At 75.1% G+C, this 14,768-nt stretch carries 11 protein-coding genes; 8 read left to right on the top strand and 3 right to left on the bottom strand.

The genetic code is table 11. From position 1 onward, the window contains the following. The first annotated feature begins 70 nt into the window (after positions 1-70). From ACFQ3T_RS04185 to ACFQ3T_RS04220, 8 genes are all read left to right on the top strand, one after another. Positions 71-985 (top strand): TIGR04222 domain-containing membrane protein, encoded by a 915-nt coding sequence (locus ACFQ3T_RS04185; RefSeq protein WP_380719930.1) that lies wholly within the window; start codon positions 71-73, stop codon positions 983-985. Positions 986-1,016: 31 nt separating this feature from the next. Then, entirely contained in the window at positions 1,017-1,817 is an 801-nt protein-coding gene (locus ACFQ3T_RS04190) for a TIGR04222 domain-containing membrane protein (protein WP_380719932.1), read from the top strand. Between the two features lie 46 nt (positions 1,818-1,863). Continuing rightward, the gene (locus ACFQ3T_RS04195; protein ID WP_380719934.1) at positions 1,864-2,661 is read left to right on the top strand and encodes a DUF692 domain-containing protein; all 798 of its coding nucleotides are present in this window, start codon (positions 1,864-1,866) and stop codon (positions 2,659-2,661) included. After that, entirely contained in the window at positions 2,658-3,029 is a 372-nt protein-coding gene (locus tag ACFQ3T_RS04200) for a hypothetical protein (protein WP_380719936.1), read from the top strand. The genes ACFQ3T_RS04195 and ACFQ3T_RS04200 overlap by 4 nt, the downstream gene beginning before the upstream one ends. Positions 3,030-3,054: 25 nt before the next feature. Then, positions 3,055-3,543 carry a hypothetical protein gene (locus tag ACFQ3T_RS04205; RefSeq protein WP_380719938.1) on the top strand — a complete coding sequence of 163 codons (489 nt, stop codon included), beginning with the start codon at positions 3,055-3,057 and terminating at the stop codon, positions 3,541-3,543. A 191-nt stretch (positions 3,544-3,734) separates the two neighbouring features. Beyond that, positions 3,735-6,980 carry a S8 family serine peptidase gene (locus ACFQ3T_RS04210; protein ID WP_380719940.1) on the top strand — a complete coding sequence of 1,082 codons (3,246 nt, stop codon included), beginning with the start codon at positions 3,735-3,737 and terminating at the stop codon, positions 6,978-6,980. A gap of 80 nt (positions 6,981-7,060) precedes the next feature. Next, positions 7,061-7,948, top strand: coding sequence for a phosphotransferase (locus tag ACFQ3T_RS04215; RefSeq protein ID WP_380719941.1), 888 nt, complete (start codon positions 7,061-7,063; stop codon positions 7,946-7,948). A gap of 275 nt (positions 7,949-8,223) precedes the next feature. Next, a complete protein-coding gene (locus tag ACFQ3T_RS04220; RefSeq protein ID WP_380719944.1) occupies positions 8,224-11,478 on the top strand; it encodes a S8 family serine peptidase in 3,255 nt (1,084 codons plus the stop codon). 42 nt (positions 11,479-11,520) lie between these two features. Here the strand turns inward: ACFQ3T_RS04220 and hemQ are convergent, their stop codons facing one another. The 3 genes from hemQ to hemE are packed head-to-tail and all read right to left on the bottom strand — an operon-like array spanning position 11,521 to position 14,719. Continuing rightward, complete coding sequence (gene hemQ, locus ACFQ3T_RS04225) at positions 11,521-12,213, bottom strand: hydrogen peroxide-dependent heme synthase (RefSeq protein WP_380720039.1); 693 nt, start codon at positions 12,211-12,213, stop codon at positions 11,521-11,523. Between the two features lie 26 nt (positions 12,214-12,239). Further along, on the bottom strand, positions 12,240-13,658 hold the full coding sequence (gene hemG / locus ACFQ3T_RS04230) for a protoporphyrinogen oxidase (RefSeq protein WP_380719946.1): 1,419 nt from the start codon (positions 13,656-13,658) through the stop codon (positions 12,240-12,242). Beyond that, positions 13,655-14,719: a uroporphyrinogen decarboxylase gene (gene hemE, locus ACFQ3T_RS04235; protein WP_380719949.1), complete on the bottom strand. Its 1,065-nt coding sequence runs from the start codon at positions 14,717-14,719 to the stop codon at positions 13,655-13,657. The genes hemG and hemE overlap by 4 nt, the downstream gene beginning before the upstream one ends. Between the last annotated feature and the right edge of the window lie 49 nt (positions 14,720-14,768).

Below are 14,768 nucleotides of genomic sequence, written 5' to 3' on the forward strand. Positions count from 1 at the left end.
GGCGGGGGTGGGGGCGGCGGAGGTTGTGGAGGTGGGGGTGGCGGGGGCTGACGGCTCCTAGGGTGGCGCCATGACGTTCCTGTGGTGGTACGGCCCGGCGCTCGTCGTCGCGGTGGTCGTCGGCCTGCGGCTGAAGCGGGTCGCCGGCGCCGTGCCCGACCGGCCCCTGACGTTCGAGGAGATCGGGTACCTCGGCGGCGGGCCGGTGCGGGCGGTCGAGGTGGCCGTCGCCGGGCTGGTGGCCGAGAACCGGGCGCGGGTGTCCGGGTCGGTGGTCGCGGCGGTGCCCGGCGAGGAGCAGCCCACGACCGCGTTGCAGGCGGTGGTGCTGTCCCGGCTCGACCGGCCGCGGGACCTGGACGACCTCGTCGTCGGCGCGGCGACCAGCGGTCCGGCCCGGCACCTCGGGCAGCGGCTCGTGTCGGGTGGGCTGTTGGTGTCGCCGCGGCGGCGGCTGGCGCGGGCGGTGCTGGCGGTCGTGCCGCTCGCGGTGCTCGTGCCGGTGGCCGTCCTCGCCGGTCCGGGCGGGTGGGTGACGGTCACGGCGCTGTGCGTCACGGGCGCGCTCGCGGTGCTGTTGTTGTTGGGTCCGCCGCCCGTCCTGACCAGGAGGGGCGCGCGGGCGCACGAGGAGGCCACGGCGGGCCTCGCCCCGGTCGACCCGGCCGAGGTGACCGCCCGGTACGGCCTCGCGCGCGCCGCCGCGCCGTCCGTGTCGGACCGTCCGACCCGGACGGTCCGGGAGACGGCGGTGTTCGACGGCGAACGGGCGGAACCGATCGCACCAGGGGAGACGTCACAGGGACCACTCCCCCGGCGCAGGCGGGCCGTGGTGGTCGAACCGCAGCGCTGGCGGCGCCGCAACGGGTGGCTGGTGGCGGGTGGGTGGTTCGCGGGTGGATGGCTGGCCGCGCAGTGGTTGGAGGGAGACGACGGTGGCGACTTCGTGGACGCCGATGCCGGGTTCGGCGGGTTCGACGCCTGAGCCGGGGCAGTCGTGGGCAGGGCCGAGCGGGGTGGGACCGGCCAAGTTGGGTCCGGAGGAGCAGGCGTTCCTGGTCGGCGGACCGGGGCGGGCGGCCGAGGTCGCGGTGGTGGCCCTGGCCGAGTCGGGCGCCGTGCGGATCTCGCGGGAAGGGCTGGTCAGCGCCGTCGCGCAGCCGGGTCGGCACTGGAGCCCGCTCCAGGCGCAGGTGCTGAGGTCGCTGCCGGGTCGCCTGGGTGACGTGATCACGGCGACAGCGGGCAGCCCCGAGGCGCACGGCCTGCGTCAGCACCTGGTCGACGGCGGTCTGGTCGTGCCGCCGGGCCGGCGGAAAGCGGTGCGGGCGGTGCGGGGGCTCCTCGTGGTCGCGGCGGTCGCGGCGGTGGTGCTGGCGATCGCGCTGGACCTGTCGTTCGGGGTGGCCGCCGGTGCGGTGGTGGGCGCACTGGTGCTGGTGCTCGCGCTGAGGCCCGCGACGCGTCCGCTCACCGGCGCGGGGCGGAAGGTGGTGCGGCGGGCGCGGATGAACGCCGTGCCGACGTACCGGCTCGGGATGGTGGTCCACCACGGGCTGCTCGGCCGGGTCGGGCGGCGGTACGTGTGGCAGGAACTCGGCCTCTCGGCGCAGGCGGCGTCGACGTTGCGGCGGAAGTCGCGGGGGGCGGGGTCGCCCGGCGGCGCGTCGTGCGGCGGTGGGTGCGGCAGTTGCTCCAGCAGCAGCTGCGGGAGCGGCAGCAGCGGTTCGGACGGCGGGAGCAGCGGTTCCGACAGCGGCGGCGGCAGCTCCGACAGCGGTGGGGGCGGCTGCGGTGGCGGCGGCGGGGGCGACTGACCCGGCGGGTCGGGGCCCGGAGGGCAACGGGAAGGACAGGTGGCTCGTGGACAAGCTCGGTGTCGGTATCGGCTGGCGGCCGGAGATCGACCTCACCGTCGAACGCCTGCCCGGCGTCGACTTCGTCGAGGTCGTCGCGGAGAACCTGCACGTCGGCCACCTCCCGGAGTCGGTGCTCCTGCTCCGGGAGCGGGGCGTGCCCGTGCTGCCGCACGGTGTGTCGCTGTCGCTGGGCGGCGCGGAACCCGTGGACGCCCGGCGGGTCGCGCACCTGGCCGCGCTGGCCGAGGAGCTGGACGCGCCGCTGGTGAGCGACCACGTCTGCTTCGTCCGCGCGGGCGGGCTCGACTCCGGCCACCTGATGCCGCTGCCCCGCACCCGGGACGCGCTGGACGTGCTCGTGGCCAACGTCAAGGCCGCCCAGCAGGACCTGCCGGTGCCGCTCGCGCTGGAGAACGTGGCCGCGCTGCTCGACTGGCCGGACGGCGAACTGACCGAGGGCCGGTTCCTCGCGGAGCTGGTCGAGCGGACGGACTGCCACCTCCTCATCGACGTCGCCAACCTGTACGCCAACGCCCGCAACCTCGGCACGGACGTGGGCCGCTTCCTGGACGAGATCCCGTGGGAGCGGCTGGCCTACGTGCACGTCGCGGGCGGCGAGGAGCACCAGGGCGTCTACCACGACACGCACGCGCACGCCGTGCTGCCGGAGGTGCTGGACGTCCTCGCGCGGCTGCGGGAGCGCGTCGACCCGCCGGGCGTGCTGCTGGAACGGGACGACGACTACCCGGCCGACGCGGAACTGGCCGGTGAGCTGGCCGCGATCCGGGCGGTGCTGGGGTGACGGGTCCGCAGCGCGAGCGGTTGGCGGCGGCGCAGGCGGAGCTGCTGCGGGCGTTGCTGGCCGACGGCCCGGTGCCGGCCGGCTTCGACCCGGAGCGGGTGCGCGTCGAGCGGCGCGCGTTGCTCGCGAAGCGGCGCGGGATCGTGGCGGCGCTGCGCCCCGACGTGGCCGCCGAGCTGGGCGACCGGTTCCGACCGCTGTTCGACGCCTACGCGGCCGGGCGGCCCAAGGAGGACGGTACCCGGTTCCGCGAGAACGCCGCCCGGTTCGCCGAGTGGGCCGTGGCCGAGGGCGCCCTGCCGCCGCCCGAGCCGCGGTGGTGGCAGCGGGTGCGGCGGCTGGTGCGGCAGGGGCGGCGGGCAACCTGATCGCCTCCCGTTCCGTCCCAGTGGCATGGGGAGACGGATCTGGGTCCTGGGGGTGCTGTTCCTCGCCGCCGCGTGCGGCACGAACGCGGGTGCGCCCAAGGCGTGCACGCTGATCGGCACGATGGTCGGGCTGACGGTCGACGTCGACCACCCCGACGTGGTGTCGGGGTCGCTCGAGGTCTGTGACGGCGGTTCCTGCGCGACCCACGAGCTGGTGCTGCACGAGTCGCGCGGGATCGTGGGGACGACGTGCACCGGGACCTCCCCGGACGACACGTGCGGCGCGCGTTCGGAGCCGACCGGCGGGAAGCACGCGTTCGTCGTGATACCGGACCTGCCCACCACGCCCGTCACCGTGGCCCTGAAGTTGCTGGACCAATCCGGATCTGCGCTGGTGGACCGCGGTGTCACCGTGACCCCCGAAATGGCCTACCCCAACGGTCCGGACTGCCCAGGCGGTGGCCCGCAGGCAGGCATCTCGGTTGGTGCGGACGGCTCAGTCACCGCCTCCTAGGAAAACGCTTACTCCGCTGAATTGGTCAAGAAGGCACCGACCAATCAGCGGCTGTCCACGTCGGACCGACCCTCTAGCGTCGGTGGTGTCAAGGGCGACGTCGCTCCCGGCGCATCCGCCGCCGCGGCCGCGGGTCGCACGCCCTTCCGGCCGCGTTCCGCCACGCGCGGCACTCACCGGGAGGTTGGAAGTTGAAGAGCAAGCGTTGGCGTGGCACGACGTGGGGGGCCGCGCTCGTCGCCGCCGTCCTCACCGCGAGCAGTCCCGGCGCGTCCGGGGCGCGGGACACCCCGGTCACACCGGGGACCGGCCCCGGTCAGCCGGCCGAGCACCACGAGGTCACCCTGGTCACCGGCGACCGGGTCGTGCTCCTCGGCGACGAGGTCACCGCCCTGGTCCCCGGACCGGGACGGGAGCGGACCGTGTTCCACAGCCACCGGCGCGACGGGCGGCTGCACGTCGTGCCGCGCGACGCGGCGACACCGCTCGCGCAGGGCCGGCTGGACCCGAGGCTGTTCGACGTCACGGGACTGGTCGAGTACGGGTACGACGACGGGTCGCGCGGCACCCTGCCGGTGATCGTCACCGGCGACGAGGAACCGGCGCCGACCGGCATGCGCGTGGGCCACGCGCTGCCGTCGGTCGGCTCGTACGCCGCGCAGGTCGTGAAGTCCGAGGCCGCGAACACCTGGCGAACGCTCGTGTCGAGGGCGAGCGTGCGCAAGGTGTGGCTGGACGGCGTGCGCCGGCCGGCCCTGGACCGCTCCACGGCGCAGATCGGCGCGCCCGCCGCGTGGCAGGCCGGGCACACCGGCAAGGGCGTGAAGGTGGCCGTGCTGGACACCGGCGTCGACCAGGACCACCCGGACCTGGCGGGCCACGAGGTCGCCGAGGCGAACTTCACCGACGACCCGGACAACACCGACGGCGTCGGCCACGGCACGCACGTCGCCGCGACGATCGCCGGTTCCGGCCCGCGGTACCGGGGCGTCGCGCCCGAGGCGGACCTGCTGGACGGCAAGGTGTGCGTCGTCGCGGGCTGCCAGGAGTCGGCGATCGTGGCGGGCATGCAGTGGGCCGCCGAGCAGGGCGCCGACGTGGTGAACATCAGCCTCGGCGGCGGTGACACGGCCGAACTCGACCCGCTGGAGGAAGCCGTCAACACGCTGTCCCAGCGGACCGGCGCGCTGTTCGTCGTCGCCGCGGGCAACAGCGGCCGCCCCGAGACGGTCAGCTCGCCCGGCAGCGCCGACGCCGCGCTGACCGTGGGCGCGGTGGACCGGCAGGACGGCATCGCGCCGTTCTCCAGCCGGGGACCGCGGGTCGGTGACGGCGCGGTCAAGCCGGACATCACCGCGCCGGGCGTGGACATCGTCGCGGCGAGGTCGTCGAGCGGCACCATCGGCACGCCCGTCGGCGACGGCCACGTGGCCATGTCCGGCACGTCGATGGCCACCCCGCACGTCGCGGGCGCGGCGGCGCTCGTCGCCCAGCAGCACCCGGGCTGGACCGGCGCGCAGATCAAGGCGGCGCTGGTGGCGTCGGCCAGGAACAACCCGGCGCTGACCGCGTTCGACCAGGGCTCGGGCCGGGTCGACCTGGCCAGGGCGATCACCACCACGGTCACCGCCGAACCGGCCAGCCTCGCGATGGGCCTGCAGAAGTGGCCGCACGCCGACGACACCCCCGTGGCCAAGACCGTCTCCTACCGCAACGGCGGCACGGCGCCGGTCACGCTGGCGCTCACCACCGACGTGAAGGGTCCCGACGGCGGCGCCGCGCCGGCCGGGCTGATCACCGTGTCACCGGCGAAGATCACCGTGCCGGCGGGCGGCTCGGCGACGGCGACCGTCACCGCGGACACCCGGCTGGGCTCGGCGGACGGCCTGTACGTCGGGTCGGTGGTGGCGACCGGCGGGCCGACGCCGCTGCACACCTCGCTGAGCGTGAACCGGGAGGTGGAGAGCTACGACGTGACGTTCGGCTTCGTCGACGACCGCGGCGCGCCCGCCGTCGACTACTACACGTCGATCATCGGGCTGAGCAACGACACGTTCGCCTTCCCCTACGACCCGGACGGCTCGTTCACGGTGCGGCTGCCCAAGGGCGACTACTTCACCAACTCCGACGTGCAGACGGACGACGCGCGGCTGGCGCTGCTGCCCAGGCCCTCGCTCACCGTCGCGGCGAACACCGCGGTCGTGCTGGACGCCCGCACGGCCCGGCCGTTGACGATCACCGCGCCGGACCCGGCGGCGGAGGAGGCGCTGGGCGACGTCACGGTGGTGCGCCACCACGACGACCGGCTGGCCAGCGTGAGCACCGCGTTCCTCGGCGGGTTCGGGCCGAACGTGTCCATCGCGCACACGGGTCCGCAGCTGCCCGCGGCGGCCATGACGTCGTTGATCGGCGCGCAGTTCCGCGGCACGCCGGAGGGCGGCAAGCCGGTGACGTACCGGTTCGCGTGGTCGCAGCAGGGCGCGATGCCCACCGGGTTCACCCGCGCGGTGGCCGCGGCGCAGCTCGCCGAGGTGCGGACGCGGTTCGGGCCGGGACCGGCGGGCCGCACGTACGGCCACGGCGGCAACCCGATCACGGCGGGCGGTGTCGGCGGCTGGGCGTGGCTGCCGGACGTGACCGCGCCGGGCGAGGCGATCAACCGCGTCACCACGGACCTCGCCTGGTCGTGGGGGTTCGTCCAGTTCGGCGCGGACGGGGCCGTCGAGGCGACGCTGACGTCGCCGGAGCGGACCTACCAGCCGGGCGGGTCGCACGACGACCGGTTCAACGACCCGGTGTTCTCCCCCGCGCTGCCCGCGTCGCGGTCGCCGTACCTGTCGCGCGCGGGCGACCGGATCAGCTTCGCCGTGCCGCTGTTCACCGACCGCGCGGGCAACGGCGGCAACGCCGCGGTGAGCACGGCGCGCACGACGTTGCTGCGCGACGGTGTGCGCGTCGGTGAGACGGCGTACGCGGGCAACGGGCTGTTCGAGGTGGCCGGCGGCGCGGCGGCCTACCGGGTGGAGACGGACGCCGTGCGGGCGGCCGGCACGTCGGAGTTCGCCACCAAGGTGAGCGCCGCGTGGACGTTCCGCTCGGACACCCCGGCGGGCGACGCCGTCGTGCCGCTGCCGCTGTCGGTGGTCCGGTTCTCGCCGGACCTGGACGCGGCGGGCGCGACGCCGAGGGGCCAGTCGCTGCGGGTGCCGTTGACCGTGCAGCAGCAGGCGGGCGCGGCGAACGGCAGGGTGGACCGGATCGACGTCGAGGTGTCGTTCAACGACGGCACGACGTGGACCGCCGTGCCGGTGTCCGCCGGCGTGGCCACGATCGCCAACCCCACCGCGGCCGGGTACGGCTCGCTGCGGGTGAAGGCGGTCGACAGCAACGGCAACGCCTTGGAGCACACCGTGATCCGGGCGTACCGCATCGCCTGACCCGACGTCGGGGGCGCTCGTCGCGCGCGAGCGCCCCCGACGCCGGCGGGTTGACCGGACGAGTGAGGACGGGGTGATCCGTGATCGACGACCGACTCGTCCGCGACCTGCTGCGCGACCAGCACCCGGACCTCGCCGACCAGGACGTCCGGTTCGCGGCCACCGGCTGGGACAACCAGCTGTGGCGGCTGGGCGACGCGTTGGCGGTGCGCCTGCCGCACGCCACGGAACGCGGCTCGTCGCTGCTCGTCAAAGAGCACCGGTGGTTGCCCCTGCTCGCCCCGCGCCTCCCCCTCCCGGTGCCGACGCCCGTGCGGATCGGCCGGCCGTCCGCGCGCTTCCCCCACCACTGGACGGTCGTGACGTGGGTTCCGGGCGATCCGGCCGACCGGGCCCCGATCAGCGACCGCGGCGCGGCCGACGCGGTGGCGGGCTTCCTCCGGGCGCTCCACCGGGAGGCGCCCGCCGACGCGCCGACCAGCTTGAACCGCGGCGGTCCGCTCGGCCCGCTCACGCCCGAGTTCGACGGGGTGCTCCGCGCCGGCGACCTCGGCACGTCGGCCGGCGACGTCCGGCAGGTCTGGCGCGACGCCGTTGCCGCGCCCCGCTGGGGAGGTCCGCCGGTGTGGCTGCACGGCGACCTCCACCCCGCGAACGTCGTCGTCTCGGACGGCGCGCTCGCCGGTGTGATCGACTTCGGCGAGCTGTGCGCGGGCGACCCGGCGACGGACCTCGCGGCGGCGTGGCTGCTCCTCCCCGCGGGCGCGGACGCCCGGTTCTTCGACGCGTACGGGGCTGCCGACGAGGCGGTGGTCCGGCGCGCACGCGGATGGGCGCTCCTGCGCGCCGCCGTCCTCATCGCCGTCGGCGACGCCGGTGAGCGCGGCCTCGCGGGCGGCAAACCGACCTGGGGACCGGCCGGTCGGCGGGCGCTCGACCGCGTCCTCGCGGCCGCGTCCGGCTCCTGATCGACGCTTGCGAGATCAACTGACCGGGTCGGGAACGCTCACTCGGACGGCCGCCACCGTCCGGACCAATCGGTCGACGAGCCGTGACGACGTTGCCCTGACCGGGTGGCGGAACTCCCCACCAAGAGACGCTGACGTCACCCTGACGGCTGGATAGCGTCGAACGTGTTGGGGGGTTCGGCAGTTCCTGTTTCACCGTCACCGCCGTGAGTCAGGCGGGCCTTCCGACTGCGCGTTTCCGCCACGCGGACAACCGGATTCGGGAGGATTCTGTGTTGACCACAAGATCACGAAAGCGCCGGGCGGCCTGGGGGGCCGCCGTCCTGGCGGCCGGTCTCGCCACCGGCACGGCGACGGGGGTCGCCACCGCCGCACCCGACGAACCCCGCCGGGCCGGCGGCGCCGGCGTCGGACCCGCCGTCACTCTCGTCACCGGCGACCGGGTGGTGCTCGACGGCGACACGTTCGGCTCGTTCCAGGCCGGCCCCGGCCGCACCGGGATCGGCTTCCAGACGTTCCACCGGGACGGCAGGCTGCACGTCGTCCCGCGCGACGCGGTGGCCGCCCTCGCCGCCGACAAGCTCGACCTCCGGCTCTTCGACGTGACCGGGCTGGTCGAGTCCGGCTACGACGACGCCCGGCGCGACACCGTGCCGCTCATCGTCACCCGGCACGGCGACGCGCAGCTGACCGCCGCGGGCACGCACGTGACGCGTCAGCTGCCCGCCGTGCGCGCGGTGGCCGCGACGACCGCCAAGGCCGAGGCGGCCACGGCGTTCCGGGCCCTGGTGGACGACCCGTCGGTGGCCAAGGTCTGGCTCGACGGCGTGCGGCAGCCCAGCCTCGACCGCTCCACCGCCCAGATCGGCGCGCCCGCCGCGTGGCAGGCCGGGCACACCGGCAAGGGCGTCAAGGTCGCCGTCCTCGACACCGGCGTCGACGGCGCCCACCCCGACCTCGTCGGCCGCGAGGTCGCCGAGCGCAACTTCACCGAGGACCCCGACACCACCGACGAGGTGGGCCACGGCACGCACGTCGCCGCCACCGTCGCCAGCTCCGGCCCGAAGTACCGGGGTGTCGCGCCGGACGCGCAGATCCTCGACGGCAAGGTGTGCGTGGTCAACGGCTGCGCCGAGTCCTGGATCCTCGACGGCATGCAGTGGGCCGCCGACCAGGGTGCGGACGTCGTCAACCTGAGCCTCGGCGGCACCGACCGGCCGGGCCTCGACCCGCTGGAGCAGGCCGTCAACACGCTGTCGGAGTCCACCGGCACGCTGTTCGTCATCGCGGCGGGCAACTCCGGCCGTCCCGGCTCTGTCGGGTCGCCGGGCAGCGCGGACGCCGCGCTCACCGTCGGCGCCGTCAACCGCGACGACAGCATCGCCCCGTTCTCCAGCCGCGGCCCGCGCGTCGGCGACGGCGCGGTCAAGCCCGACGTCACCGCGCCCGGCGTGGGCATCGTCGCGGCGAAGTCGAGCGCCGGCCGGATCGGCGACCCGGTGGGCGACGCGCACGTCTCCATCTCCGGCACGTCGATGGCCACACCGCACGTCGCCGGCGCGGCGGCGCTGCTCGTCCAGCAGCACCCCGAGTGGACCGGCGCGCAGGTCAAGGCCACGCTCATGGCGTCGGCGAAGATCAACCCGGCACTGACCGCGTTCGACCAGGGCGCCGGCCGCGTCGACCTCGGCAAGGCCATCACCACCACGGTCACCTCCGAACCGGCCACCCTCGCGATGGGCCGCCAGTCGTGGCCGCACGACGACGACACCCCCGTCACCAAGGAGCTGACCTACCGCAACAGCGGCACGCAGCCGGTGACGTTCCCGGTGTCCGTCGACGCCAAGGGCCCGGACGGCAAGCCCGCGCCCGCCGGCCTGTTCACCGTCAGCCCGGCGACGGTCACCGTCCCGGCCGGCGGCACGGCCACGGTCACCGTCACCAGCGACACCAGGGTGAGCGCCGTGGACGGCGCGTTCGCCGGCGCCGTGGTCGGCGGCGACGTCGTCCGCACGCCCGTGAGCGTCGACCGCGAGCCCGAGAGCTACGACGTCACCGCGGAGTTCATCGACGCCGACGGCAAGCCCACCGCGGAGTACAGCGGCGTGGTGATGGGCGTGGACAACGACGTCTTCGAGTTCCTGTCCGGCGGCGGAGGCGCCGTCACCACCCGCCTGCCCAAGGGCGAGTACATGGTGCACGCCGACGTGTTCACGGGCGACCCGCAGGACATGCGGATCGCCGTGCTACCGCGCCCCAGCCTGACCGTCGCCGGCAACGCGAAGGTCACGTTCGACGCCCGCACCGCGAAGCCGGTCGCCGTCACCGCGCCCGACCCGGCCGCCAAGCCGATCCTCGGCGACATCGGCCTCACCCGCCGCAGCGGCGACCGGACCATCGGGTTCGGCGTGGCGTTCCTCGACGGGTTCCCCGCCGGCGCCACCGTCGGCCACGTCGGCCCGACCCTGCCGGACGACCAGCTCAGCACCATGATCTCGGCCCAGTTCCAGCGCACGCCCGTCACCGACACCCCGGAGACGTACCGGTTCTCGTGGGTCGAGACGGGCGAGGTGCCCACCGGCTTCACCCGCGCGCCCACCCGTCGCGAGCTGGCCGAGGTGCGCACGCGGTTCGGGCCCGCCCCGGACGGCAACGAGTTCGTGCACGGTGGCAACGCCATCGGGCCGGACGGCAACGGCGGCTGGTCGGCGTTGTTCCAGGTGCGGCCGGGCGGCTCGGCGGTCGACTACGTGAACACGGCCGACCTGCGGTGGAGCTGGACGCTGCTCCAGATCCGGGGCGAGTTCGACATCGTCACGTCCTACACGACGCCGGACCGGACCTACCGGCCGGGAACGTCCGTCGAGGAGCGGCTGAACTTCCCCGTCGTGGGCCCCGGCCTGCCGGTGTCGCGGTACGACTACCTGAGCCGGACCGGTGACGAGATCCTGGTCCAGGTGCCGGTGTTCAACGACTCCGCGAACAACCTCGGCGGCTCCGCCCTCGCCTCCGGGCGCACCGCCCTGTACCGCGAGGGCGAGCTCGTCGGCGAGGTGCCGGAGTTCGGCGGGAACTTCCCGGTGCCCGCGGGCGACGCCGCCTACCGGGCCGAGATCGACCACGTGCGCGCGCCCGGCATCTCCGACTTCACCACCCGGGTCGCCGGCGCGTGGACGTTCCGCTCGGACACGGCGCCCGCGGAAGGGAGCCGGAAGCTGCCGCTGACGGTGGTCCGGTTCGGGCCGCGGCTCGACGCGGACGGCGGCGCGCCCGCCGGTCGCCTGCTGCGCGTGCCGCTGACCGTGGAGCAGCAGCAGGGCGCGGACAACGGCCGCGTCCGCGCGGTCGAGGTGGAGGTGTCGTTCGACGACGGCAAGACGTGGTCGGCGGCGCCGGTCGTGGGCGGCGCGGCGCTGGTGCGCAACGCCGACGCGCCGGGCGGCTTCGCCTCGCTGCGCGCGAAGGGCGGCGACAGCAAGGGCAACACGTTCGAGCACACCGTGATCCGGGCCTACCGGATCACCGGGTAGCCGGGTGGGAGGGGCGTCCGGGCGGGCGTCCCTCCCCTCCGCTCACGGCAGGTTCGTGACGAGCTCGGCGGCCGGCACGCGGGTGCCCGTGTAGAACGGGATCTCCTCGCGCACGTGGCGACGCGCCTCGGTGCCGCGCAGGTGCCGCATCAGGTCCACGATCCGGTGCAGCTCGTCGGCCTCGAACGCCAGCATCCACTCGTAGTCGCCGAGCGCGAACGACGCGACCGTGTTCGCCCGCACGTCCGGGTAGTCCCGCGCCTCCTTGCCGTGGTCGGCGAGCATGCGGCGGCGGTCCTCCTCCGGCAGCAGGTACCACTCGTAGGACCGCACGAACGGGTACACGCACACGTACTTGCGGGCTTCCTCGCCCGCCAGGAACGCCGGGATGTGGCTGCGGTTGAACTCCGCGGGCCGGTGCAGCGCGACCTGGCTCCACACCGGCGTGGACGCGCGGCCCACGGCGGTGCGGCGGAACCCGCTGTACGCCTGCTGGACCTGCTCGACCTCCTCGGCGTGCCACCAGATCATGTAGTCGGCGTCCGCGCGCAGGCCCGCCACGTCGTACACCCCGCGCACCACGACGCCCTTGGCCTCCAGGCCGTCCAGGTACTCCTGGGCCTCGGACGCGGCCGGCCCGCGGTCGTCCGGCAGGCGGCCGGGCTCGACCCGGAACACGGACCACATGGTGTAGCGGATGGTGTCGTTCAGCTCGGTGTAGTTCAGGCGGGCCATGCCCTTCATCCTCTCACCCGGCCCCGTCAGCGCACGCGGCCGAGCACGTGAGCGGCGACACGGGCCGCCGCGGCGTCCGCGGTCGCGATGCACGCGGGGATGCCGACGCCGTGCAGCGTCGCGCCCGCCACGGCCAGGCCGGGGACCCCCGCGACCGCGTCCTCGATGCCCCGCACCACGTCGAGGTGGCCGACCCCGTACTGCGGCAGACCACCACCCCACCGGGTGACCGCGGTGTCGATCGGCTGAGCCGTGACGCCGGTGAGCTGGTGCAGGTCGTGCCGGACGGCGGCGACCAGGTCGGCGTCGTCGCGCTGCAGCAGGTGCGCCTCGCCGTGCCGGCCGACGCTGCCGCGCACCAGCACCGGCTCGCCGGCCAGGTGCGCCCACTTGCGGCTGGAGAAGGTGAACGCCTTCGCGGTGAACGGCACGCCGTCCGACGCCACCTCGCCCTCGGCGAGCAGCACGCCGGACCGGTCGGGCAGCTCGGTGCCGGGTGGCAGGGCCAGCGCCACCACCGCCATCGACGCCACCTCCACCTCGGCGTAGCGGCGTGACGCGGCGGGCACGGCGTCGGCGAGGAGCTTGCGCGCGGCGGGCGCGGGCACGGCCAGCACCACGCCGTCCACGTCGAAGCCCGTCGGCGCGGCGGCGGACCAGGTCTCCAGCCGCCAGCCGTGGTCGCGGCGGACCAGGGCTCGCACCGGCAGGCCCAGCCTCACCTCGGGCTTCGACGCGTCCGCGAGCCGGGTCACCACCGTCGACAGGCCGTCGCGCAGCGTGCCGAAGACCGGCGGCCGGGCGACCCTCGGCTGGGGCGGCGCGGGCATCGTCGTCGCGGCGGCGGCCTGCGGCGACCCGACGCCCGAGTCGAGCGCGGTCGCGAGCTGCGGCATGGTGGCGCGCAGGCCGAGGACGTCCGTGCGGCCCGCGAACACGCCGCCGAGCAGCGGCCCGACCAGGCGATCTCCCACCTCGGGGCCGAACCGCTCGCGCAGCAGCGCGCCCACGGCGACGTCCGCGCCGTCCAGCCGGATCGGGGGCAGGCCGGGTTCGGCGGCGACCCGCCGCAGGCCGTCGTCGGACAGGACTTGGCGCACCGCTTCCACCGACGCGGGGACGCCCATCAGGGTGTGCGCCGGGATCGGCCGGGTGGCGCCGGCGGCGTGGATGCTCGCCGCGGCCTTGGTCGGGTGCACGAGCCGGTCGGCCAGGCCCAGCTCGGCGACCAGCTCGGCGGCCTCGGGGCGGCGGTGCAGGAACGCCTCCGCGCCCACGTCGAAGGCGCGCCCGCCGACCTCGATCGTGCGCAGCTTGCCGCCCAGCCGGTCCGACTGCTCCACCACGGTGATCTCGGCGTCCGGGCCGAGCAGGTGGCGCAGCCGGTGCGCGGCGGCCAGGCCGGAGATCCCGCCGCCGACCACCGCGACTCGCAGCGCTCTCATCTCGCCCGGTGCACCATCTCGACGGCCCGGGTGATGACGTCCGGATCGGTGTCGGGCAGCACGCCGTGGCCGAGGTTGAAGATGTGGCCCGCGGCGGCCTCGCCCTCGCGCTTGATCCGCTCGATCTCGCGCTCCAGCGCGGGCAGCCCCGCGAACAGCAGCGCCGGGTCCAGGTTGCCCTGCACCACCGGCGGCGGCAGGTCGGGCGCGGCGGCCCGCAGCCGCCTCACGGCGACGTCCAGCGGGGTGCGCCAGTCGACGCCCACCACGTCCGCGCCGGCCTCGCGCATCGCGGGCAGCAGCTCGCTCGTGCCGACGCCGAAGTGGATGCGCGGCACGCCTTCGACGCCGCCGAGCACCCGCTTGGAGTGCGGCAGGACGAACTCGCGGTAGTCGCGCTCGGACAGGGCGCCCGCCCACGAGTCGAACAGCTGCACCGCCTTCACGCCCGCGCGCACCTGCACGCGCAGGAACTCGGCCGTGATGCCTGCGAGCTTGTCCAGCAGCGCGTGCCACAGGGCCGGGTCGCCGTGCATGAGCGCCTTGGTGCGCTCGTGGTGCTTGCTCGGGCCGCCCTCGACCAGGTAGGACGCGAGGGTGAACGGCGCGCCCGCGAAGCCGATCAGCGGCACCGCGCCCAGCTCGGCGTTCAGCAGGCCGATCGCCTCGACGACCGGCCGCACCTGCTCCTCGTGCAGCTCCGGGATCGCCCGGACGTCGGCCTCGGTCTGGACCGGCTTCGCCACCACCGGACCCGTGCCCGGCACGATGTCCAGGTCGATGCCCGCGGCCTTCAGCGGCACGACGATGTCGGAGAACAGGATCGCGCCGTCCACGTCGTGGCGGCGGACCGGCTGCATGGTGATCTCGCGGACCATCTCCGGGTCCATGCAGGCGTCCAGCATCGCGGTGCCCTCGCGCAGCTTGCGGTACTCCGGCAGCGAGCGGCCCGCCTGGCGCATGAACCAGACCGGGGTGCGTGACGGCCGGCCGCCGCGCGCGGCGACGAGCAACGGGGCTTCGGCTTGGGCTTCGGTGATGTCGTTCATCTCGCCCGACATCGTCCCACGGGATGGGCGGGCGGCGTCTTCAGGTCCGGCGTGCCGCGCT

The organism is Saccharothrix hoggarensis, from assembly GCF_042678885.1.
GTDB lineage: Bacteria > Actinomycetota > Actinomycetes > Mycobacteriales > Pseudonocardiaceae > Actinosynnema > Actinosynnema hoggarensis.